The 23,579-nt window shown below is 41.1% G+C and carries 25 protein-coding genes; 10 read left to right on the forward strand and 15 right to left on the reverse strand.

What is annotated here, in order from left to right; translation table 11 throughout:
- Nucleotides 1-115 precede the first annotated feature (115 nt).
- Together glgP and malQ are read right to left on the reverse strand one after the other, a co-directional pair.
- Entirely contained in the window at nt 116-2,374 is a 2,259-nt protein-coding gene (glgP, locus tag ACIY19_RS09545) for a glycogen/starch/alpha-glucan family phosphorylase (RefSeq protein ID WP_409003292.1), read from the reverse strand.
- A gap of 25 nt (nt 2,375-2,399) precedes the next feature.
- Nucleotides 2,400-3,917: a 4-alpha-glucanotransferase gene (malQ, locus tag ACIY19_RS09550; RefSeq protein ID WP_409003293.1), complete on the reverse strand. Its 1,518-nt coding sequence runs from the start codon at nt 3,915-3,917 to the stop codon at nt 2,400-2,402.
- Nucleotides 3,918-4,391: 474 nt separating this feature from the next.
- Between malQ and ACIY19_RS09555 the strand changes: the two genes are divergently transcribed.
- The 5 genes from ACIY19_RS09555 to ACIY19_RS09575 all read left to right on the forward strand — a co-directional run bounded on the left by ACIY19_RS09555 (nt 4,392) and on the right by ACIY19_RS09575 (nt 10,003).
- On the forward strand, nt 4,392-5,663 hold the full coding sequence (locus ACIY19_RS09555; protein ID WP_409003294.1) for an extracellular solute-binding protein: 1,272 nt from the start codon (nt 4,392-4,394) through the stop codon (nt 5,661-5,663).
- A 109-nt stretch (nt 5,664-5,772) separates the two neighbouring features.
- Entirely contained in the window at nt 5,773-7,065 is a 1,293-nt protein-coding gene (locus tag ACIY19_RS09560) for a carbohydrate ABC transporter permease (protein ID WP_173214485.1), read from the forward strand.
- A gap of 1 nt (nt 7,066) precedes the next feature.
- The gene (locus tag ACIY19_RS09565) at nt 7,067-7,909 is read left to right on the forward strand and encodes a sugar ABC transporter permease (RefSeq protein WP_001065647.1); all 843 of its coding nucleotides are present in this window, start codon (nt 7,067-7,069) and stop codon (nt 7,907-7,909) included.
- Between the two features lie 297 nt (nt 7,910-8,206).
- On the forward strand, nt 8,207-9,007 hold the full coding sequence (locus ACIY19_RS09570; RefSeq protein WP_409003295.1) for a DUF1189 domain-containing protein: 801 nt from the start codon (nt 8,207-8,209) through the stop codon (nt 9,005-9,007).
- Between the two features lie 9 nt (nt 9,008-9,016).
- Nucleotides 9,017-10,003: a LacI family DNA-binding transcriptional regulator gene (locus tag ACIY19_RS09575; protein ID WP_001145428.1), complete on the forward strand. Its 987-nt coding sequence runs from the start codon at nt 9,017-9,019 to the stop codon at nt 10,001-10,003.
- A 33-nt stretch (nt 10,004-10,036) separates the two neighbouring features.
- On the opposite strand, the gene ACIY19_RS09580 is transcribed toward ACIY19_RS09575, so the two are convergent.
- The 12 genes from ACIY19_RS09580 to rgg all read right to left on the reverse strand — a co-directional run bounded on the left by ACIY19_RS09580 (nt 10,037) and on the right by rgg (nt 19,233).
- Nucleotides 10,037-10,978, reverse strand: a complete 942-nt coding sequence (locus ACIY19_RS09580) for a YitT family protein (protein ID WP_000806269.1) — start codon at nt 10,976-10,978, stop codon at nt 10,037-10,039.
- A complete protein-coding gene (gene aspS, locus ACIY19_RS09585) occupies nt 10,956-12,719 on the reverse strand; it encodes an aspartate--tRNA ligase (protein ID WP_409003296.1) in 1,764 nt (587 codons plus the stop codon). The genes ACIY19_RS09580 and aspS overlap by 23 nt, the downstream gene beginning before the upstream one ends.
- A 151-nt stretch (nt 12,720-12,870) precedes the next feature.
- Nucleotides 12,871-13,089 carry a hypothetical protein gene (locus tag ACIY19_RS09590; protein ID WP_000832178.1) on the reverse strand — a complete coding sequence of 73 codons (219 nt, stop codon included), beginning with the start codon at nt 13,087-13,089 and terminating at the stop codon, nt 12,871-12,873.
- Between the two features lie 17 nt (nt 13,090-13,106).
- Nucleotides 13,107-13,748 carry a lysostaphin resistance A-like protein gene (locus tag ACIY19_RS09595; protein WP_409003297.1) on the reverse strand — a complete coding sequence of 214 codons (642 nt, stop codon included), beginning with the start codon at nt 13,746-13,748 and terminating at the stop codon, nt 13,107-13,109.
- 9 nt (nt 13,749-13,757) lie between these two features.
- Nucleotides 13,758-14,492 (reverse strand): DUF3169 family protein, encoded by a 735-nt coding sequence (locus ACIY19_RS09600; RefSeq protein ID WP_000730199.1) that lies wholly within the window; start codon nt 14,490-14,492, stop codon nt 13,758-13,760.
- A 13-nt stretch (nt 14,493-14,505) separates the two neighbouring features.
- Complete coding sequence (locus ACIY19_RS09605; protein WP_409003298.1) at nt 14,506-14,856, reverse strand: PspC domain-containing protein; 351 nt, start codon at nt 14,854-14,856, stop codon at nt 14,506-14,508.
- Nucleotides 14,857-14,858: 2 nt separating this feature from the next.
- On the reverse strand, nt 14,859-15,056 hold the full coding sequence (locus ACIY19_RS09610) for a hypothetical protein (RefSeq protein WP_409003299.1): 198 nt from the start codon (nt 15,054-15,056) through the stop codon (nt 14,859-14,861).
- A complete protein-coding gene (locus tag ACIY19_RS09615) occupies nt 15,043-15,231 on the reverse strand; it encodes a hypothetical protein (protein WP_001046120.1) in 189 nt (62 codons plus the stop codon). The genes ACIY19_RS09610 and ACIY19_RS09615 overlap by 14 nt, the downstream gene beginning before the upstream one ends.
- A complete protein-coding gene (locus ACIY19_RS09620) occupies nt 15,228-15,434 on the reverse strand; it encodes a helix-turn-helix transcriptional regulator (RefSeq protein WP_000916943.1) in 207 nt (68 codons plus the stop codon). The genes ACIY19_RS09615 and ACIY19_RS09620 overlap by 4 nt, the downstream gene beginning before the upstream one ends.
- A gap of 143 nt (nt 15,435-15,577) precedes the next feature.
- Nucleotides 15,578-16,858, reverse strand: a complete 1,281-nt coding sequence (gene hisS / locus ACIY19_RS09625) for a histidine--tRNA ligase (protein ID WP_409003300.1) — start codon at nt 16,856-16,858, stop codon at nt 15,578-15,580.
- Between the two features lie 78 nt (nt 16,859-16,936).
- The gene (locus tag ACIY19_RS09630) at nt 16,937-18,184 is read right to left on the reverse strand and encodes a transporter (protein WP_409003301.1); all 1,248 of its coding nucleotides are present in this window, start codon (nt 18,182-18,184) and stop codon (nt 16,937-16,939) included.
- Between the two features lie 197 nt (nt 18,185-18,381).
- Complete coding sequence (rgg, locus tag ACIY19_RS09635; protein ID WP_049479707.1) at nt 18,382-19,233, reverse strand: quorum-sensing system transcriptional regulator Rgg; 852 nt, start codon at nt 19,231-19,233, stop codon at nt 18,382-18,384.
- 123 nt (nt 19,234-19,356) lie between these two features.
- On the opposite strand from rgg, the gene ACIY19_RS09640 reads away from it, so the two are divergent.
- Entirely contained in the window at nt 19,357-19,698 is a 342-nt protein-coding gene (locus ACIY19_RS09640; protein WP_084859277.1) for a metal-sulfur cluster assembly factor, read from the forward strand.
- Nucleotides 19,699-19,864: 166 nt separating this feature from the next.
- Here the strand turns inward: ACIY19_RS09640 and ilvD are convergent, their stop codons facing one another.
- Nucleotides 19,865-21,568: a dihydroxy-acid dehydratase gene (gene ilvD / locus ACIY19_RS09645; protein WP_000137343.1), complete on the reverse strand. Its 1,704-nt coding sequence runs from the start codon at nt 21,566-21,568 to the stop codon at nt 19,865-19,867.
- Nucleotides 21,569-21,752: 184 nt separating this feature from the next.
- Here ilvD and ACIY19_RS09650 point away from each other — a divergent pair, with 184 nt between their 5' ends.
- The 4 genes from ACIY19_RS09650 (at nt 21,753) to rpmG (ending at nt 23,462) form a co-directional block, all read left to right on the forward strand.
- Entirely contained in the window at nt 21,753-22,760 is a 1,008-nt protein-coding gene (locus tag ACIY19_RS09650; protein ID WP_000136839.1) for an SPFH domain-containing protein, read from the forward strand.
- Between the two features lie 2 nt (nt 22,761-22,762).
- On the forward strand, nt 22,763-22,963 hold the full coding sequence (locus ACIY19_RS09655) for a PTS ascorbate transporter subunit IIC (RefSeq protein WP_000796544.1): 201 nt from the start codon (nt 22,763-22,765) through the stop codon (nt 22,961-22,963).
- 151 nt (nt 22,964-23,114) lie between these two features.
- Nucleotides 23,115-23,297 carry a 50S ribosomal protein L32 gene (gene rpmF / locus ACIY19_RS09660; protein WP_000290417.1) on the forward strand — a complete coding sequence of 61 codons (183 nt, stop codon included), beginning with the start codon at nt 23,115-23,117 and terminating at the stop codon, nt 23,295-23,297.
- A gap of 15 nt (nt 23,298-23,312) precedes the next feature.
- The gene (gene rpmG, locus ACIY19_RS09665) at nt 23,313-23,462 is read left to right on the forward strand and encodes a 50S ribosomal protein L33 (RefSeq protein ID WP_001265622.1); all 150 of its coding nucleotides are present in this window, start codon (nt 23,313-23,315) and stop codon (nt 23,460-23,462) included.
- Nucleotides 23,463-23,579: the final 117 nt, after the last annotated feature.

Below are 23,579 nucleotides of genomic sequence, written 5' to 3' on the forward strand. Positions count from 1 at the left end.
ATCATCATAAGTTAATTTCATAATAAAAACACCCCAAAAGTTAGATTTTTTCTGTCTAACTTTTGGGGTGCAGTTCATTTTTAGATGCGCTTTTTATAATCTGTTGCAAAAATTCTTAGTTCAAGTGCCAGATATCTTCATTATACTGAGCGATTGTACGGTCAGATGAGAAGAATCCTGCTTTGGCAATGTTAACGATGACTTTATCCAACCATGCGTCACGGTTTTCGTAGTCAGCCAACATTTGCTCTTTCACCTTGATGTAGTCTTCCAAGTCTAGGAGAGTCATGAACCAGTCTTTGTTAATCAATTCGTTGTAAAGACGTTCCAAGCGTTCTTTCTTACCTACTGCAAGAACAGCGTCGCTGACGATGAAGTCAACCAATGGTTTGATAGCTTCACGAGCATAGAATTCGCTTGATTTGTAGGCTGCTTTTGCGTAAAGGTCGATAACAGTTTCAGAATCTTCACCGAAGATATAGATGTTGTCGTCGCCAACCAACTCAGCGATTTCCACGTTAGCTCCGTCCATAGTACCAAGAGTCAAGGCTCCGTTCAACATGAATTTCATGTTACCAGTACCTGAAGCTTCTTTAGAAGCAAGTGAGATTTGTTCTGAGATGTCACATGCTGGGATAAGGAAGCTTGCTGCAGTAACGTTGTAGTTTTCAACCATTACGACTTGCAAGTGTGGAGCTACTGCTGGGTCATTTGCAATGACTTCTGACAAGCAAAGGATCAAGTGGATGATGTCTTGAGCGATTGTGTAGGCAGGAGCTGCTTTACCACCAAAGAATACTGTGATTGGACGAGCAGGGATGTTACCAGCCTTGATGTCCAAGTATTTGTGGATCACATACAAAGCGTTCATTTGTTGGCGTTTGTACTCGTGAAGACGTTTGATTTGGATATCAAAGATAGAGTTTGTATTGATTTCAACACCTTGATGTTCTTTCAAGTGTCGAGCCAATTTACGTTTGTTGTGAGCCTTGATTTCTTCAAGTTTTGCTTTAAGGGCTGCTTTATCTTCGTAAGACAAGAGTTTTTCAAGTTCATCCGCTTCATGGTGCCAACCACGTCCAATAATTTCATCCAAGTAGTGAGACAAGCGTGGGTTAGCATGCATGAGCCAACGACGGAATGTGATACCGTTTGTTTTGTTGTTGAATTTTTCTGGGTAGATGTCGTAGAAAGCTTTCAACTCTGAGTTCTTCAAGATCTCAGTGTGGAGTGCTGCTACCCCGTTAACACTGTATCCGTAGTGGATATCCATGTGAGCCATGTGTACACGTCCGCTCTCGTCGATGATTTGGACAGCTGGGTCTTTGTATTCTGCTTTCACACGACGGTCCAATTCTTTGATGATTGGTACCAAGTGAGGAACCACTTCTTCCAAGAATTCAAGAGGCCATTTTTCAAGGGCTTCAGCAAGGATGGTGTGGTTAGTGTAGGCAGTCATACTACGAACGATTGAGATTGCTTCGTCAAGTTCGATACCACGTGCAGTCAAAAGACGGATCAATTCAGGGATAACCATTGATGGGTGAGTGTCGTTGATTTGTACAACTGCGTAGTCAGCAAGGTCATGCAAGTTGCTTCCTTTTTCGATTGCTTCGTCGATGATCAATTGCGCACCGTTTGAAACCATGAAGTATTGTTGGAAGATACGGAGCAATTCACCTTGACGGTCACTATCATCTGGGTAAAGGAAGAGAGTCAAGTTGCGAGCGATATCTGTCTTGTCAAAGCTGATACCGTCTTTAATAATAGAAGAATCAACTGAATCCAAGTCAAACAAACGCAAGCGGTTTTTAGTTGCTGTCTCATAACCAGGTACATCAATATCATAAAGAGTTGATGTCAAAGTAAAGTCTGCAAATGGTACTTGGTAGCTACGGCTTGAGCGAACCAACCAGTTTTGCTCTGTCAACCATGCATTTGGAATTGTTTCTTGTTGATTATTTTTAAGAACTTGTTGGAAAAGACCAAAGTGGTAGTTAAGACCAACACCGTCACCGTTCAAACCAAGAGTAGCAATTGAGTCGATAAAGCAGGCAGCCAAACGTCCCAAACCACCATTACCAAGAGATGGTTCCAATTCAACTTCTTCAACTTCGATCAAGTCTTTACCTGCAGCTGCAAGTTCTTTTTTAACATCGTCGTAAAGACCAAGGTTGATCAAGTTGTTTGACAAGAGTTTACCAATCAAGAACTCAGCTGAGATATAGTAAACTTTTTTCTTACCAGTGTTAACTGGTTTTTGACTGCTTGCAAGCTTGCTGTAGTTGAGAAGAGCAAGGTAAAGCTCTTCATTGCTACATTCTGCAATGGTTTTATTGTAACGATTTTGTACAAATTCTTGTAGTGATAACATGTTTAAGGTGTCTCCTGATATTGTATTATTTCTTTAATTCTACCAAATTTTCATTGATTCGTCGATAGATTGTTGTCAAGTCAAGCAAGCCTTCCTCGACAGCTGGTGTCAATTGATCTTCAGTCATACGCCAAGACCAGTTTCCACCAAGGGTAGATGGGAAGTTCATACGAGCTGCCTCATCTAGTTCTAGCAAGTCTTGCATGGTTGCAATAGCCATGAAGCTAACTGATGAAAAGACTGTACGAAGCATGGCGTGTGGCACTGTTTCGTATTCTTTACGGTTAGTGTAGCGAGCCATGTACTCACGTGTCGCATCATCGATCTCGTTACGGTACCAACCAAGGACCGTATTATTATCGTGTGTTCCTGTGTACATAACAGAGTTGGCAGGCGCCAAGTGTGGGCTATCGATACTTTCGTCTTCTGGGTTGAAGGCAAACTGAAGAATCTTCATTCCTGGGAAGCCAGTGCTTTCACGCAACTCGATGACTTCATCTGTCATGAAACCAAGGTCTTCTGCGATGATGTTTAGCTCACCAAGCTCTTCCTTAACGGCTGCGAAGAGTTTGTAGCCTGGACCTTTCACCCATTTACCAGGTGCTGCTGTATCGGAACCAGCAGGAATTTCCCAGTAAGATTCGAAACCGCGGAAGTGGTCGATACGAACGATATCGTAGATCTTGAAGCTTTCGCGCAAGCGTTCAATCCACCATTTGTAACCGTCTTTGTCCATTGCTTCCCAGTCATAGATTGGGTTCCCCCAAAGCTGACCAGTGGCAGAAAACTCATCTGGTGGGCATCCTGCGATGCAAGTTGCTTTACCATTGGCATCTGTCTTGAAGAGGTGTGGATTTGCCCACATGTCGCTTGAATCTTCCGCTACATAGATAGGCATGTCCCCAACGATTTCGATGTGGTTGTCGTTAGCGTAAGCTTTCAATTTCAACCATTGTTGGAAGAAGAAGTATTGAGTCACACGGTGGTAAACCAACTTGTCTGCCAATTTCTCACGGTAGCTTTCAAGCGCTGAAGCTTTACGAGCACGAGCGTCTGCATCTGGCCATTCTGTCCAAGCAAGATTGTCAAAATGCTCTTTGATCGCTATATACTCAGCGAAGAGTTCAAGCCATGATTGGTTGTCTTTAGCAAACTTCTCAAAATCTTTGACATTTCCCACTTCCAAGAAGCGTTTAACTGCTTTTTCTAAAAGCGGACGACGTGCATAATAAATCTTCGCATAATCAACTTCAGATGCATCGCTACCAAAGTCAACACCTTCAAGGTCACTAGCTTCGAGCAAGCCTTGCTCTACTAAGATATCAAGGTCGATAAAATGCGTATTTCCAGCAAAGGCCGAGAATGATTGGTATGGAGAATCTCCATAGCTTGTTGTCCCAAGAGGAAGGATTTGCCAGTAACGTTGCTTCGTACGAACCAAGAAATCAACGAAATCATAGGCAGTCTGCCCAAATGATCCAATCCCGTATGCTCCTGGCAGAGAAGAGATGTGCATCAACACACCACTTTGACGTTTTTTCATAATAGCACCTCATGTGTTTGTTATAAAACGTTGCGCAATTAAGGCGCAAACGTTTGCGTTAATTTAAGTATAACGCATTTCAAAAACAAATGCAAGCGTTTTTAAAATTTTTTTTGAATTATTTTAATCAAACAAAACTTGTTCCCACTGATATTTTATGAAATAAGCGAAAAAAATTTTAAAGATTTTCTGATTTAAGATAATTCATTCTCAATATCTGCTCTATTTTCTGAAAAACCGAGCCGAATTTACGCAATCGTTTTCCTAATATATTTTCAATTCAAAAAAAACAAACATTTTAAGTTCTTTCCTATATATGGGCTTTAACAAATGTTTGAAACCTTAAAATTTTTTTAAAAATTTTTCTAAAAAAGCTTGCAACCGTTTTCTATTTGTGCTATACTAAGTTCGTAAAAGAAAACGTTTGCGTTTTTCTTGTCAATAAAACTTGTTATTCTTTAGGAGGAATACACTATGTCATCTAAATTCACGAAGAGCGCTGCTGTGCTTGGAACTGTTACACTTGCTAGCTTGCTTTTGGTAGCTTGCGGAAGCAAAACTGCTGATAAGCCTGCTGATTCTGGTTCATCTGAAGCCAAAGAACTCACTGTATATGTAGACGAAGGATATAAGAGCTATATTGAAGAAATTGCTAAAGCTTATGAAAAAGAAGCTGGCGTAAAAATTACTCTTAAAACTGGTGATGCTCTAGGAGGTCTTGATAAACTTTCACTTGACAACCAATCTGGTAATGTCCCTGATATTATGATGGCTCCATACGACCGTGTAGGTAGTCTTGGTTCTGACGGACAACTTTCAGAAGTGAAATTGAGCGATGGTGCTAAAACAGACGACACAACTAAATCTCTTGTAACTGCTGCTAATGGTAAAGTTTACGGTGCTCCTGCTGTTATCGAGTCACTTGTTATGTACTACAACAAAGACTTGCTAAAAGAAGCTCCAAAAACTTTTGCTGAATTAGAAGAACTTGCTAAAGACAGCAAATACGCTTTCGCTGGAGAAGATGGCAAAACTACTGCCTTCCTAGCTGACTGGACAAACTTCTACTATGCATACGGACTTCTTGCTGGTAACGGCGGATACGTATTCGGTCAAAATGGTAAAGATCCTAAAGACATCGGTCTTGCCAACGACGGTTCTATCGCAGGTATCAACTACGCTAAATCTTGGTATGAAAAATGGCCTAAAGGTATGCAAGATACAGAAGGTGCTGGAAACTTGATCCAAACTCATTTCCAAGAAGGTAAAACAGCTGCTATCATCGACGGACCTTGGAAAGCTCAAGCTTTCAAAGATGCTAAAGTAAACTACGGAGTTGCAACTATTCCAACTCTTCCAAATGGAAAAGAATATGCTGCATTCGGTGGTGGTAAAGCCTGGGTCATCCCTCAAGCCGTTAAGAACCTTGAAGCTTCTCAAAAATTTGTAGACTTCCTTGTTTCAACTGAACAACAAAAAGCCTTATACGATAAGACTAATGAAATCCCAGCTAATACTGAAGCTCGTTCATACGCTGAAGGTAAAAACGATGAGTTGACAACAGCTGTTATCAAACAGTTCAAGAGCACTCAACCACTGCCAAACATCTCTCAAATGTCTGCAGTTTGGGATCCAGCGAAAAACATGCTCTTTGATGCTGTAAGTGGTCAAAAAGATGCTAAAACAGCTGCTAACGATGCTGTAACATTGATTAAAGAAACAATCAAACAAAAATTTGGTGAATAAGAAATTTGTTCAAGGGGGGTGGAAATCAAATCCCCCTTTGAATTTATCAATAGAAACACAAATAATTTAGCTTTCTTATAAAAAGCGGTATCCTATGAAAGGAGTTATTATGGAAAAGCAACAACCTAGTAAAGCAGCCCTGCTGTCTATCATTCCTGGGTTAGGACAGATTTACAATAAACAAAAAGCTAAAGGTTTTATCTTCCTTGGTGTAACCATCGTATTTGTCCTTTACTTCCTAGCACTTGCAGCCCCTGAATTGAGCAATCTCATCACTCTTGGTGACAAGCCAGGTCGTGACAATTCCCTCTTTATGCTGATTCGTGGTGCCTTCCATTTAATCTTTGTAGTCGTTTATGTACTCTTTTATTTCTCAAATATTAAAGATGCACATACGATTGCAAAACGCATTAACAATGGAATTCCAGTTCCACGTACCCTCAAAGAAATGATCAAAGGAATCTATGAAAATGGCTTCCCTTACCTCTTGATCATTCCATCTTATGTTGCCATGACTTTTGCGATTATCTTCCCAGTTATCGTAACCTTGATGATCGCCTTTACTAACTATGACTTCCAACACTTACCACCAAACAAATTGTTGGACTGGGTTGGTTTGACAAACTTTAGTAATATCTGGAGCTTGAGTACCTTCCGTTCAGCCTTTGGGTCTGTTCTTTCTTGGACTATCATCTGGGCTTTGGCAGCTTCTACTTTACAAATCGTAATTGGTATCTTCACAGCTATCATTGCTAACCAACCGTTTATCAAAGGAAAACGTATCTTTGGTGTTATTTTCCTTCTTCCTTGGGCTGTCCCAGCCTTCATCACTATCTTGACATTCTCAAACATGTTTAACGATAGTGTCGGAGCTATCAACACTCAAGTATTGCCAATCTTGGCTAAATTCCTTCCTTTCCTTGATGGAGCTCTTATCCCTTGGAAAACAGACCCTACTTGGACTAAGATTGCCTTGATTATGATGCAAGGTTGGCTCGGATTCCCATACATCTACGTTTTGACTTTGGGTATCTTGCAGTCGATTCCTAACGACCTTTACGAAGCAGCTTATATTGACGGTGCTAATGCTTGGCAAAAATTCCGCAACATCACTTTCCCAATGATCTTGGCTGTTGCGGCACCTACTTTGATCAGTCAATACACCTTTAACTTTAACAACTTCTCTATCATGTACCTCTTCAATGGTGGAGGACCTGGTAGTGTCGGTGGTGGAGCTGGTTCAACCGATATCTTGATCTCATGGATCTACCGTTTGACAACAGGTACATCTCCTCAATACTCAATGGCGGCAGCTGTTACCTTGATTATCTCTATCATTGTCATCTCAATCTCTATGATCGCATTCAAGAAACTACACGCATTTGATATGGAGGACGTCTAAGATGAATAACTCAATTAAACTCAAACGTAGACTGACTCAAACCCTTACTTACCTTTACCTGATTGGTCTATCAATTGTCATTATCTATCCACTTTTGATTACCATCATGTCAGCCTTTAAAGCAGGTAACGTCTCAGCCTTTAAACTAGATACTAACATCGACCTCAATTTTGATAACTTTAAAGGCCTCTTCACTGAAACCTTGTACGGCACTTGGTACCTCAACACTTTGATTATCGCCTTGATTACCATGGCTGTTCAAACAAGTATCATCGTACTTGCTGGTTATGCCTACAGCCGTTACAACTTCTTGGCTCGTAAACAAAGTTTGGTCTTCTTCTTGATCATCCAAATGGTGCCAACTATGGCCGCTTTGACAGCCTTCTTCGTTATGGCCCTTATGTTGAATGCCCTTAACCATAGCTGGTTCCTCATCTTCCTATATGTCGGTGGTGGTATCCCAATGAACGCTTGGTTGATGAAAGGCTACTTCGACACAGTACCGATGTCTCTTGATGAATCAGCAAAGCTAGATGGTGCAGGACACTTCCGTCGCTTCTGGCAAATTGTTCTCCCACTCGTTCGCCCAATGGTTGCAGTACAAGCGCTCTGGGCCTTCATGGGACCTTTCGGAGACTATATCCTCTCTAGTTTCTTGCTTCGTGAGAAAGAATACTTTACAGTTGCCGTTGGTCTACAGACCTTTGTCAGCAATGTGAAAAACTTGAAGATTGCCTACTTCTCAGCAGGTGCTATCCTCATCGCCCTTCCAATCTGTATTCTCTTCTTCTTCCTACAAAAGAACTTTGTTTCAGGACTTACAAGTGGTGGCGACAAGGGATAATTTATCCCCGCCACCCTTTTTCATTTTATACTCTTCGAAAATCTCTTCAAACCACGTCAGCTTCGCCTTGCCGTAGATATATGTAACTGACTTCGTCAGTCTTATCTACAACCTCAAAGCAGTGCTTTGAGCAACCTGCGGCTAGCTTCCTAGTTTGCTCTTTGATTTTCATTGAGTATTAGAGCTTGTGACTATAAAACTATTCTTGAAGCAAGCAATTTGTCTCCTAGACTTGAAATAAAGCACATTTCTCTATATAATAATACTCATATAGAAAACACTTTTAGAAAGATGCCTATGCTTCCATATCCATTTTCATATTTTTCAAGTATTTGGGGATTTCGTAAGCCCCTGTCAAAACGTTTTGGACTCAACTGGTTTCAACTCCTCTTTACTAGCATTTTCCTCATCAGCTTGTCTATGGTTCCAATTGCCATTCAAAACAGCTCACAGGAAACGTATCCACTGGATACCTTTATCGATAATGTCTACACACCCCTGACAGATGAAGCGATCATGGATTTGTCGGAGAATGCGCAGATAATAGATGGAAAACTGAGCTATGCTGGAACTAAAAATCAGCAGCCTTCTCTTTTAATTGGCCCAAGCCAAAACAAAGAATTGCCAAAGGACTTGCAACTTCATTTTGATACGGAAGAACTCGTCATCAGTAAGGAAAGTAAGGAACTAACTCGCATTCGCTACCACGCGATTCAAACGGAGAGTTTCCAGAGTAAGGAAGATCTAACCCAAGCCATTTCTAAAGATTGGTACCAACAAAATCGGGTCTATATCAGTCTCTTTCTCGTTCTTGGTGCAAGCTTCCTCTTTGGATTGAATTTCTTCATTGTCTCTCTTGGAGCTAGTCTCCTCCTTTATATCACCAAAAAATCACGCCTCTTTTCATTTAGGAGCTTTAAAGAGTGCTACCATTTTATCTTGAACTGTTTAGGATTACCAACTTTGATTACGCTTGTTTTGGGACTTTTTGGCCAAAATATGACAACCCTTATCACTGTACAAAACATTCTTTTTGTTCTTTATCTGGTCACCATCTTTTATAAAACACATTACCGCGATCCAGATTATCATAAATAGGAGATTTTTATGCCCGTTACGATTAAAGATGTGGCCAAGGCTGCAGGTGTCTCACCTTCAACTGTAACCCGCGTTATTCAAAACAAATCAACGATTAGTGATGAAACCAAAAAACGAGTTCGCAAGGCTATGAAGGAACTCAACTACCATCCCAATCTCAATGCTCGTAGCCTAGTTAGCAGCTATACTCAGGTTATCGGTCTGGTGCTCCCTGACGACTCGGATGCCTTTTACCAAAATCCTTTCTTCCCATCTGTCCTTCGTGGTATCGCCCAAGTCGCGTCTGAGAACCACTACGCTATTCAGATTGCAACGGGGAAAGATGAGAAAGAACGTCTCAATGCGATTTCTCAGATGGTTTATGGTAAACGTGTTGACGGTTTGATTTTCCTCTACGCCGAGGAAGAAGACCCTCTGGTCAAGCTAGTAGCCGATGAACAATTCCCTTTCCTCATTCTCGGAAAATCAACTTCACCCTTTATCCCTCTTGTTGATAATGACAATGTACAAGCTGGCTTTGATGCGACAGAGTATTTCATCAAAAAAGGATGCAAACGAATTGCCTTTATCGGGGGTACAAAGCGACTCTTCGTAACGCAAGATCGTCTAACTGGCTATGAGTCTGCACTCAAACAACACCAACTTCCGATTGATACCAACTTAACCTACTTTGCGACCGAATTTCTAGAAGAAAAAGGTTATCAGTTCAGTGAACTTCTGTTCAATCACGATCCGCAGATTGACGCTATCATCACAACCGATAGTCTCCTTGCAGAAGGGGTTTGTGACTACATCAGTAAGCATCAGTTAACTGTTCCTGTCTTGAGTTTCGACTCTGTCAATCCTCGACTTGACCTCGTAGCTTATGTCGATATCAATAGCCTAGAACTTGGGCGCGTTTCCTTTGAAACCATTCTCCAGATCATCAACGATGCTAAAAACAATAAACAGATTTGTTACCGCCAGTTAATTGGACACAAAATTATCGAAAAATAAAGACCAGCCTTGCGGCTGGTCTTTTGAGTATTATTAATTGTCTGTTTCTACGAATCGTCCTAGGATGTGGACATTTTCGGATACAGAGACAAAGGCTGTCGGATCAACCTGTTTCATGATGTGTTTAAAATCATTAAACTCTGCTCGTGTGATAACCGTAATCAAGACTGCTTTTCTCTCGTGATTATAGGTTCCTTCTGCATCGTGGATCATGGTTGCTCCGCGGTGCAATTTTTTATGGATTTTTGCGATTACCTTGTCAGGATTATTGGTCACAATCATGGCCTGCATGCGCTTTTGCTTTGTAAAGACCGCGTCTGTCACACGACTGGAGACAAAGATGGTAATCATGGAGTAAAGGGCGTATTTCCAACCAAAGGTCAAACCTGCTATCAGCATGATGGTCCCATTTACCAGGAAAGAAATACTACCGACATTCTTACCCGTTTTCTTTCGAATGGTCAGACTGACGATATCTGTACCTCCGCTAGAAATATTGTTACGGAGCGCAAAACCAATTCCCAAGCCCATGACAACTCCCCCAAAAAGGGCATTGATGATGGGATCCTCTGTCAAGGTCACAACTGGCACAAGCTGGATAAAGAGGGAACTCATGGATACTGTGATAAAGGTAAAGATTGTAAACTTATGCCCAATCTGATACCAAGCCAAAATCATCAATGGAAAATTGATAGCATAAAAGGTTAGCGATATCGGAATATAAAAACCAAACCAGTGATTACTCAAAGCAGAGATAATCTGTGCCAGACCCGTCGCACCACTGGAGTAAACGTGCCCTGGTTGAAAAAAGAAATTGACTGCTACCGCTGACAAAAAGCCATAAACCAGAGAGGCCGATACTTTCTCATCATATTTTTCTCGAGAGATACTTTGTAAAACTCGTAAGATTTTTATCTGATAAGCAAAGCGGCGCAGATAATAGCGGCACCGCTTAATTTGTTTTGCTTGTTTCATCTTCTTCTACTTGTAAGCTGAGTTCCTCTAGTTGTTTGAGAGCGACTGTTGATGGAGCTTGTGTCATTGGGTCGGTTGCCTTGTTGTTCTTAGGAAAGGCAATGACTTCACGGATATTTTCTTCTCCTGCTAAGAGCATCACAAAACGGTCAAGTCCGATCGCCAAACCACCGTGTGGTGGGAAACCATAGTCCATGGCTTCAAGAAGGAAACCAAACTGGTCATTTGCTTCTTCAGCCGAGAAACCAAGAGCCTTAAACATGCGTTCTTGAAGGTCTTTTTGGTTGATACGAAGGCTACCACCACCAAGCTCATAACCGTTCAAGACGATATCGTAAGCAATGGCACGAACCTTAGCCAAATCACCTTCTAATTCGTGAGCTGTTTCTTCCTGTGGAAGGGTAAATGGATGGTGGGCGCTCATGTAGCGGTCTTCTTCTTCAGACCATTCAAACATTGGCCAATCAACCACCCAAAGGAAGTTGAACTTATCGTTATCAATCAAGCCAAGCTCTTTGGCAATACGTCCACGAAGGGCACCTAGTGTTGCATTCGCCACTTCAAGCGTATCCGCCACAAAGAGAACCAAATCCTTATCTTCAAGACCAAGTGCTGCAGTCAAGTCTGCTTGGATCCCAGTCAAGAACTTGGCAACTGGTCCGTTTAATTCTCCATCCACAACCTTGACCCAAGCAAGACCTTTAGCACCGTACTGTTTAGCTACTTCGGTCATCTTGTCAATGTCTTTACGTGAGTAGTTGTCTGCAGCTCCTTTGACTACAATGGCTTTAACAGCAGGCGCTTCTGAGAAGACTTTAAAATCAACACCCTTGACAACTTCTGTCAAGTCCTGAAGCAACATGTCAAAACGGGTATCAGGCTTGTCAGAACCGTAAAGAGCCATCGCATCATCGTATTTCATACGAGGAAATGGAAGCGTCACGTCGATGCCTTTTGTTTCTTTCATCACGCGCGCAATCAATCCTTCTGTAATATCTTGGATCTCCTGCTCCGTAAGGAAGGATGTTTCCAAGTCGACCTGGGTGAACTCAGGCTGACGGTCACCACGCAAGTCCTCATCACGGAAACATTTAACGATTTGGTAGTAACGGTCAAATCCAGCATTCATCAAGAGTTGCTTAGTGATTTGTGGACTTTGAGGAAGAGCGTAGAAATGCCCTTTATTGACACGAGATGGCACCAAATAGTCACGCGCCCCTTCTGGCGTTGATTTAGAAAGGAATGGCGTCTCCACATCGATAAACTCCAACTCATCCAAGTAATTACGGATAGAGTGAGTCACCTTAGCACGAAGCTTAAGGTTTTCTAGCATTTCTGGACGACGAAGGTCAAGGTAACGGTAACGCAAACGTGTATCGTCATTGGCCTCAATCCCATCTTTAATCTCAAAAGGTGTTGTTTTAGCTGTATTAAGCACCGTCAAAGCTGCCACGTTCAACTCAACTGCACCAGTCGGCAATTTATCATTAGCTTGCTCACGCGCAGCGACTTGTCCAGTCACCTCGATGACAAACTCACTGCGAAGACTTTCAGCTGTTGCCATGACCTCTGCAGATACTTTTTCAGGGTTGATAACCAACTGCATGATTCCTTCACGGTCACGAAGGTCGATAAAGATTAAACCACCCAAGTCACGACGACGGCCAACCCATCCTTTCAAAGTAATCTCTTGTCCGATATGTTCCTCACGAACACGACCAGCATACATACTACGTTTCATGTTTTCTCTCCTCTTTTATTCTGTTACTATTTTACCATAAAAGCGCAGGCTCTTCATGAAAATCAGCAGAAAAGTTTGATTGTCTTTAGAAATCAAAACGAACAGACAAAAAATCCGATGAAAACGTCATCGGATTCTCTGATTATGATTCTTAACCTTTTTTACGCTTTTCAGCAATCTCAGCTGCCTTTTTAGGTAGAACAATCTCCGTCGCATAAGCTGTCGCAAAACGCAAGACACCTGCAATAGGCGCAAAGACAACTGCTAGATAGTTGTAAAAGAAATCGCCTTTAAAGGCATAGGCAAGTGCCCCAATGATAAAGAAGAGAACGACTGCCTGTATCACTGCTAATAAAATTACTCGTTTCATGTGACCTCCTGACTCTATTATAGCATGAGTATCATCAAAAAGCCGATTAAATTATTCAAAGCGTGGAGAGAAATGCTGTAAAGAAGACCTTTTCGGCTCACATAAGCCAGTCCCAAACTCAATCCCAGACTAGCATAAACTAAAAACTGTTGCAAAGTCCCTGGAAAATGAATCAAGGCAAAAAGCACACTCGATATGAGGAGAAACAGAGCTGTCTGTTTGCTGTTGTTCTGCTTAGGAAAGAGATAACGCGCCAGCATCCCTCTAAAGATGAGTTCTTCCGTCAGAGGAGCAAAGACCACTACCATAAAGAAACCAAAGACAGGCTGAGCAACTGTCAATTGTGATACGATTTGTTGATTGACCGACGGATCATCTGGCAAAAAGAACTGGGCTGTAATCGCCACTAGCAAAACCAGAGTTGGCAACCAAATATAACGATTAAAAGCTGTTGTCTGGATGCTAACCTTTTCTGTCCGATACCATCTGTAAACTCCATAAACATAGGCCCCTGACAGGGCGACATAAAGTGGCAAGACTCCAAAGATTGAAGCCCCTAGGTCAAGCGCTGATAAAGCCATACTCTGAACCAGACCATAGCCAAAGAAAAAGGATAGAACAGCTAGCAAAAACCAGCCAAGATTTTTAAGTAATTTCATAAAAGACTCCTATTTGAAATAACGTTTTACCATAGGTAATTGCATCACATTGATATAAATATGGATCGCTCCTACAAGCAAGAAGGCTAGTAACTGAATCTCTCCTGTCAGTAAGGAAAAGAGTACGATTAGAAAATAGAGAGTTGGCAGGACATACTGGTTTAATTGGAATAAAATTCGAAAACTCTGTTCTAAATTAGCCTTGCGCTCCCCTTCATCGTAGGAGTTTATATAGTCCAAGACATCTTTTGGTGTAGAGAAGAATTCCAAATCAAACTGACGAACGATCGCAATGGTCTTATAGAGATATTTTTGAGCACTGAAAATCATCACTAATGCCAAAAAAGAAAGAGATAAGGTTATATAGCTGATATTTAGTACAATTACTTCACTACCTGAGATGAAAAGAGCCAAAAAAATCGCTACGCCTGCACTATTAAAAGCAATAGTTCCAAACTCGAGATTACGATACATTTGTACATAATAGGTTTCATTCAGATCATCATCCATTTCCTCTTGATACAAGGAGTGAAATTTTCTGCTTTTCTTTAAGAAATCGAAAGTCAAAAACATACTAATGAAACCTAACAGTAAACAAATAGATGATATCCATGGAATCACGATTTTGACATCTAAAATGGTTCCATAGTTTTCGGTATAGGCCTTAAACATCCCTGCAAACATGCCCAAGAAGCCTCCCAAGATCAAAGCCATTAAAAATAACAATCCACGTTTCTTTTTCATATTCATCCTCTTTCTAAACTAATCCAACCAACCATTGACCAAAGGCTTTACCTGATTCAAAAATAGCTGTCAAGCCTTCTGTTCCAAGTGACACCAAAATCAAACAAACAGCAAGTAAGAGAATAGCTTGGTTTCTAGCTTTTTTTGCTCCATCCCCCAAGGGTTCATTGCCAAGCCAACCTGCTAGATAAGCATAGGCTGTAACTGTTAAAATACCAATCTCTGTAGAAGAGAGAAACAACAAAACTGTCACCAAACGAACGATATTGGCTTGAATGTTAAAATAATTTCCTAAACCTGCACAAACACCGGCAAGTTCTTTGTGCTCAGTATCTACTTGAAAACCTGCTAAAAACTCTTTCATATTCATTCTCCTTTTTCACTTGCTAAATTTTTTGATTTCTTTTCAATCCAGTCAACTACTGGGATGAGAGCAAAGTAGGTCCAAACAAATTGGTCGCTTTGATACAGATTAAACCAGCCTAGGTCCATCCCAATCAGTAGAAATACGCTGACTAATAGAGCTATGGCAACTACATAATAGATTACTTTATACTTGTTCATCATTTTTCTCCTTTTTCTTCAACCGATTGAAAATGGACAAGAGGACTAAATTAATCCAAAACAAATACTTACTTTCAACAAAATAGAACCAACCCAGTAATGTTCCAATCATAGCAAAAGCATTCACAATAAAGGCAAAAACACTCATATAATAAATTACTTTATACTTATTCATTCCTCATCCTCCTCTATACGAAAGACTGACTCGACTGGCTCATGGAATATCTGAGCAATCTTCAGGGCAATAACGATGGATGGGGTGTACTCATCCCGTTCTAACAAACTGATGGTCTGTCTGGAAACTCCTGCTAGCTTGGCAAGTTCGGTCTGATTGAGACCATCGCGAGCCCGAAGCTCTTTTAAACGATTTTTAAGCATTCCCTTCTCCTTTACTCTTAACTTGCTTACATTGTAACACATCTTTTTCTTTTTGACAAGTATATTTGTCAAAAAGTTTAAGATTTTTGTCATTTTGCAAAAGAAAAAGGTCAGGAATAAGATCCTGACCAGTTTTTCTACTATTAAAAGCCTAATTTTTCAAATATTTCTGAAAAGTTTTGGCTAATGGTCTCAAGTGATACTTGAACTTCTTCTCGAGTTTGGTTGTTCTTAACTGTCACTTGTCCGCTTTCGACTTCACTCTCGCCTAGGGTGATGAGGGTCTTAGCCGCAAAGACATCGGCTGACTTGAACTGAGCTTTAAGCTTCCGGTTGAGGTAGTCACGTTCTGCTTTGAATCCTTGTTGGCGAAGGGCTTGTACCAATTCCAAGGCCTTGACATTTGCTCCTTCACCCAAGACTGCGATATAAACATCTAGAGCGTTTTCGATAGGGAGGCCCACACCTTGCTTTTCAAGGATAAGAAGCAGACGCTCTACACCAAGGCCAAATCCAAATCCAGCAGTTTCAGGACCACCAAAGTAGGCAACTAAGCCATCATAGCGACCACCAGCACAGACTGTCAATTCATTGCCCTCGATTTCAGTGATGAACTCGAAAATTGTGTGGTTGTAGTAGTCCAGACCACGCACCATATTGGTATCAATGATGTAGTCTACACCCAGATTTTCCAACATCTGACGCACAGCATCAAAGTGAGCTTGGCTTTCTTCATCAAGGAAATCCAAGATAGACGGCGCATTCTCCACTGCCACCTTGTCTTCTTTTTCCTTAGAGTCCAAGATACGGAGAGGATTTTCCTCCAAACGACGTTGGCTATCCTTAGACAAGGTCTCCTTGAGCGGTGTCAAATAGGCGATCAAGGCTTGACGGTAGGCTGCACGGCTCTCAGGATTTCCAAGAGTATTAAGATGCAATTTGACACCTTGGATGCCGATTTCTTTCAAGAAATGGGCTGCCATAGCGATGGTTTCCACATCGGTAGCTGGATTGCTTGAGCCAAAACACTCAACACCAATCTGGTGGAACTGGCGTAAACGACCTGCCTGTGGACGCTCATAACGGAACATAGGGCCCATGTAATAGAACTTACTTGGCTTTTGCACTTCTGGTGCGAAGAGTTTGTTTTCCACATAGGAACGGACAACGGGCGCAGTTCCTTCTGGACGGAGGGTGATATGGCGGTCACCCTTATCATAGAAATCGTACATTTCCTTGGTTACGATATCGGTTGTATCTCCGACAGAGCGACTGATAACCTCGTAATGCTCAAAAATAGGCGTACGCACTTCTGCATAGTTATAGCGCTTGAAAATTTCACGGGCAAAGCCCTCAACGTACTGCCACTTAGCAGACTCAGCAGGTAAAATATCCTGCGTTCCTTTTGGTTTTTGTAATTTCATAGGGAATCCTCTTTAAACTTAATAGTCTTATTTTACCATAAATAGAGGGATTAAAACAGTGAGAAAAAAAATTAGGATTTAGATATCATTTTTGAGATTAATAACTGTCAAAAGAATAGCTAGCAAGGAAAAACCAACAAACAGCATCCAAGTCAACTGTATATTCCATACAGCTATAAGTGAAAAACAAGCTGTTCCCACAGGTATAGACAAGGTAAACAATAAACCTAAAAAATTACTGGTACGAGCTAGAACCTCTGGAGCTAGATTTCTCATGAGCATGGCACTAATCTTTGGTTGAACTTTACCAGACACATACAGAGTTGAAAAGAGAAATAGTAAACCAAGTACGACTTGATTGAATACATTCGCCAGACCAATTAGACTGAGTCCTACGGTCGCCCACATCATCAATCTAGGCAAGGACTGCTTACCAAAATAATCATTGCCCGTAAGGCTACTGATGATGATTGCTACTAAAACACAGGCTTGATTGATAAATAGTGCCTCTGTGTAAGAAAAATTCAAGAGAGAATGGCTCAAAAAGAAGATGTTATAGATGCTTCCTAAAGCCCCACCCAAGGCATTAATAAGCAAGACAGCAAAGATCATGAAACCAAAGTTTTTCTGTCCACCTTTAAGAAAAACGAGACGTAAATTTCGGTAAATTGTTAGGAACTGGTCTTTGATAGAAAGCTTCTCATTTTTTAGGTTTTCACCATCAGCAGATGAAATTGACAGGCTTAATTTGCTTTTTCCTAAAAAGAGAATAGCGGCTGATACTAGGAAAAAACAGGCATTGATTCCCGCAACGAGGGAAAAATTGTTAACCGATAGCCCTAAGAGCCAGACTCCGAAAGCTTGACCACCAATAGCTGAAATATAGGTGATAAACTGGGAAAAAGAATAAGCCTCCATCAAATCATTTTCAGCTACCTTTTCCTTAATAAGAGGCATGCGCAAACCACCAGCAAAATCACTGATTATATCACTAATGACATTGATTAAACACAGGCTAGAAAAGGCAAAGAGACTAGCTTGCTGAACAACTAAAGCTGCTAGAAAAAATAAAACTGCCTGAAACAAACCGCTATAGACCATCCATTTGACCTTGTCCCTCGTGTAATCTGCCCGAATCCCTACAAAAACTGTAAAGAGAGTCGGAAGAATCATCACAATATTTGCTACAGCAACAGCAAAAGAGGCTTGTGGCAAGGTCGATGCATAAACGATAAATACTAGGTTAAAAATCGAAGCACCAAAAGCATTGAAGAAGCGCGACAAAGTCAAGAGTCGATAAGCTTGATTTCTAAACAATAGTTTCATAGGTAATCTCCCTTCTTGTTATAATCCCTATGTGAAGTATGACTATAGTATAGCACTTAGAAATTGAAAGGGAAAACTTTTGAATATATGCAACACATAAAATGAGCAAAGAAACGATAGAACTTTTGTAACGACCTGAGAGTAGTCAAAAGTTCTATCGCTTAAATTTTCAAATTATTTTCTTAGTTTGCAGATATTCAACAATCGGTTGTATTTCTGTAGTATTCAGCAGATTTGTTACAACCAAGCATCTCAAAAATATGGACAGCATCTTCCATCTTTTTCTGCCCTTCCTTGACTCTACCCTGCTTGCTATCAAGAAGACCTTCAGCCCACAAATAGACAATTCGGAAATAGGTCTCATTTTCCTTGTAGAAATGCTCTTTGATGACACGTTTAAAATAAGAGGCATTGGTAAATTCTTCACACTCAATGCTGGCTAAAAAGCCATTCAATAGTATAGTGTGAAACAGATTTCGATTACCAGACATTTCCATTAGAAAATCAGATTTACGTACCATTTCTCGTACATATCTAGTAAAAAGAGAAACAGATAGAAATGGTGAACTGACTGAAAATAAATTGAGTTCATAGATTCCCCAAATCTCGGTAGAAAACAAATAATCATGAAGGACTTTCCCTTCCTCTGCTGTTAACTCTACCCTTTCATCCATGCTCTTCATATAAGACTTGATAATGATGGCATTTAGAATATGTTTCTGTTTGTTTTGAGAATGGGCATGCTTTTGATACTCCTTGCGATACAAGTCCTCAAGCGGAGCTATATTCTTTGGATCCAAGACATCTATGATTTCTTTTCTCAACTCAGAATCTGTATCATACTGAAAACCTCTCGTCAGAAAGAGGATTTCCTCTACACTAGCAGATATATTTTCTAGGGCAAATAGAAACTTTTCCACCGAAAGCTCACTCTGACCTGTTTCAAATCGGGACAACATGGACGGCGAAAATTGTCCCCCAGTTGCTTGTCTCAGCGAGATATTTCTTGACTCTCGTAATTGTCTAAAGACTTTTCCAATCTGCTCCATAGACTTCCCCTTGATTCCATATTTTCTTCATTCTATCATATTTTTCAGAAAATTCATCAAAAACTTGCCAAATTGTCAGAATTATGAGAAAATAGAGGATATTTGTCACGTGGAGGGACTGTTATGAGAGACGATATCAAAATCAATGACCGAGCTTTGGCCTTACAAGATCAAATTATCGAAAAACTAGAGAAGGTTTTTGATACAGATGTGGAATTGGATGTTTACAATCTAGGGCTGATTTATGAAATCAGTCTAGATGAAACAGGTCTCTGCAAGATTGTCATGACCTTCACCGACACTGCCTGCGATTGCGCCGAAAGCCTGCCTATCGAAATCGTCGCAGGTCTGAAACAAATCGAGGGTATCGAAGATGTCAAGGTTGAGGTTACCTGGTCGCCTGCCTGGAAGATCACACGAATCAGTCGCTACGGCCGCATTGCCCTTGGACTGCCACCTCGTTAATACTCTTCAAAAATCAAATTCAAACCACGTCAGCGTCGGCTTGTCGTACTCAAGTACTGCCTGCGCCTAGCTTTCTAGTTTGCTCTTTGATTTTTATTGAGTATAAGCAGGCAAATCACTTTTGAAGATGAAAAGAAGCAAGCCGAAAATGGCTTGCTTTTCTTGTTTATTTTTTACCTGACTTGTCCATATTCCAGAAGTCTGTCACGGCTCCGCGTGAAGCAGAGGATACGATATGGGCATATTTACCGAGGACACCACGGCTGTAAAGTGGTGGCAAGGTTGTTTCTGCCTTGCGTTTTTCAAGTTCTTCTTCGGATACGGCCATGGAAATTTCTTTGGTATCTTGGTCAACCGTAACGATATCACCTGTACGGAGGTAAGCAATCGGTCCACCATCCTGAGCTTCAGGAGCGATATGTCCGACAACCAGACCATAAGTACCACCAGAGAAGCGTCCATCCGTCAAGAGGGCAACCTTGTCTCCTTGACCTTTACCAACGATCATAGATGAAAGTGACAGCATTTCAGGCATACCAGGACCACCCTTAGGTCCAACAAAACGGACAACGACTACATCGCCATCAACGATTTCATCTGTCAGAACGGCCTGAATAGCATCTTCTTCTGAGTCAAAGACCTTAGCTGGTCCAACGTGACGACGAACTTTCACACCTGATACTTTAGCAACCGCACCATCAGGGGCAAGGTTCCCGTTCAAGATGATAAGCGGACCGTCTGCACGTTTTGGATTTTCAAGTGGCATAATGACTTTTTGGCCTGGTGTAAGGTCTGCAAAGTCAGCCAAGTTTTCAGCGACTGTCTTACCAGTACATGTGATACGGTCGCCATGAAGAAAACCATTTGCCAAGAGATATTTCATAACCGCAGGGACACCACCGACTTCGTAAAGGTCTTGGAAGACATACTGACCAGATGGTTTCAAGTCGGCCAAGTGAGGCACACGTTCTTGGATCGTATTGAAGTCCTCAAGGGACAAATCAACATTAGCCGCATGGGCAATGGCAAGCAAGTGAAGAGTGGCATTTGTAGAACCACCGAGAGCCATGGTTACAGTGATGGCATCTTCAAAGGCTTCACGAGTCAAGATATCAGATGGTTTGAGACCAAGCTCCAGCATCTTAACAACAGCACGTCCTGCTGCTTCGATATCTTCTTTCTTGTCGGCTGATTCAGCTGGGTGAGATGAAGATCCTGGCAAACTCATACCGAGAACTTCGATAGCAGTCGCCATGGTATTAGCTGTATACATACCACCACAGCCACCAGGGCCAGGGCAGGCATTACATTCAAGACGTTTTACGTCCTCAGCTGTCATGTCACCATGGTTCCATTTTCCGATTCCCTCAAAAACAGAAACCAAGTCAATATCTTTGCCATCAAGATTTCCCGGTGCAATAGTACCACCATAGGCGAAAATAGCTGGAATATCCATGTTGGCAATAGCAATCATAGAACCAGGCATGTTCTTGTCGCAGCCACCGATAGCAACGAAGGCATCGACGTTGTGACCACCCATCGCCGCCTCGATAGAGTCCGCAATGATATCACGAGATGTTAGAGAGAAACGCATACCAGGCGTTCCCATGGCAATCCCGTCCGCTACGGTAATGGTTCCAAACTGTACAGGCCAAGCACCTGCAGATTTGACACCTTCTTTAGCTAATTTCCCGAAATCATGCAAGTGAATGTTACATGGTGTATTTTCCGCCCAAGTCGAAATCACTCCCACAATCGGTGTTTCAAAGTCCTTATCTGTCATACCAGTCGCTCGAAGCATAGCACGGTTTGGTGATTTAACCATGCTATCATAAATGCTACTGCGGTGACGTTTATCTAATTCAGTCATCTTATCCCTCCCGTTTCAGTTTTTACTATTATAGCACATTTTAAAGGCAATGAACAGAAGAAAATTCTTGAATTTTCAGAAAATTCTATACAGCAATATTTTCTTTAAAAATGTTACATTTATTTCTTGACTTTATAAATTAAAGTGATATCATTTAGATATCATAAAGCAGGAGGTCATTCTTATGACTGAAAAACTAATCAATTCAAAACCAAATGGTGTATTCGCATTAATTCTCATTGAATTGACACTCGTACTTGGTATCTTTATATTTATAATGGGTGCTGGTTCGGAAAACGTTTTTGGAATTATTATCGGTCTTTTATTAATCTTAATTTCAGTTCTAGCTCATGCTGGTTTAAAAGTTGTCAAACCTCAGGAAGCTCTGGTTTTGACCCTCTTTGGTAATTATACAGGTACCATCAAAGAACCTGGTTTTTACTTTGTCAATCCTTTTAGCATAGCAGTCAACCCTGCAAACCACACTCGACTTGGTCAAAGTGGTGATGTTAGCACAAAATCTCCTTTTTCAGGAATGAAATCATCAAATGGCAATGATGTAAACCTTGAAATTGGCAAGAAACAGATTTCCCTCAAAGTTATGACTTTGAGCAATTCCCGTCAAAAGATTAACGATTGCTTAGGTAACCCTGTTGAAATTGGAATTGCGGTAACTTGGAGAGTTGTCGATACAGCCAAAGCAGTCTTCAACGTTGATAACTATAAAGAATATCTCTCATTGCAGTGTGATAGCGCCCTTCGTAATATTGTCCGCATCTATCCTTACGATGTGTCTCCTAATGTAGATACTACAGGGGATGGACAAGCAGATGAAGGTAGTCTCCGTGGCTCTAGTGAAATTGTAGCTAACCGTATTCGTGAAGAAATCCAAAGTCGCGTAGAAGATGCTGGCTTGGAAATCCTTGAAGCACGTATCACTTATCTAGCTTATGCACCAGAAATTGCAGCTGTTATGCTTCAACGCCAACAAGCATCTGCCATTATTGATGCCCGTAAGATGATTGTAGACGGCGCTGTGGGAATGGTTGAAATGGCACTAGAACGTCTCAATGAAGGAGAATTGGTAGAACTTGACGAAGAACGAAAAGCTGCCATGGTTTCAAATCTCCTAGTCGTTCTCTGTGGCAATCATGATGCACAACCAATTGTCAACGCAGGAAGTCTTTACTAAAGATGGCTGAAGCTAAAAAAAAGCAGATTCCCCTTCGACTCTCAACAAAGTTATACGCTGCACTCGCATCATGGGCAGAAGACGACTTTCGTTCAGTCAATGGGCAAATCGAATATCTCCTTACAGAGTGTGTCAAGCAACGGAAGAAAGACGGAAAATACGTATCAGAAACCATTGACGAACCATTTGAGATTGATATTTAACACCTTCTCCTGTCTGCTAGATCGGACAGGAGAATTTTTTCATCTTTTTTTGTCAAGTAACTTTACTTTACAAAAAAAATGTGTTATTCTAATATGGTTGATGAAAATCAGTAGATTGAATCGAATTTAAATACCTAAAGGAGAAAAGAAAATGGCAGTACCTGCACGTCGCACTTCAAAAGCGAAGAAAAACAAACGTCGTACACACTACAAAGTAACAGCTCCATCTGTAAACTTTGACGAAACTACTGGAGATTACTCACGTTCTCACCGTGTATCACTTAAAGGATACTACAAAGGACGTAAAATCGCTAAAGCTGCATCAGCTGAATAATAGAAGGGAGATACCATGCGCGTAAATATCACACTTGAACACAAAGAATCTGGTGAACGCTTGTACCTTACTTCTAAAAACAAACGTAACACTCCAGACCGTCTTCAATTGAAGAAATACTCACCAAAACTTCGCAAACACGTTGTGTTTACTGAAGTGAAGTAAGCATTCAATACGAATCAATACATGAGAAAAACGCTGATTTTGAACTGCACCCCAAAAGTTAGACAGAAAAAATCTAACTTTTGGGGTGTTTTTATTATGAAATTAACTTATGATGAT

This window comes from Streptococcus sp. ST14, assembly GCF_046098195.1.
In the GTDB taxonomy this organism is placed as follows: Bacteria; Bacillota; Bacilli; order Lactobacillales; family Streptococcaceae; genus Streptococcus.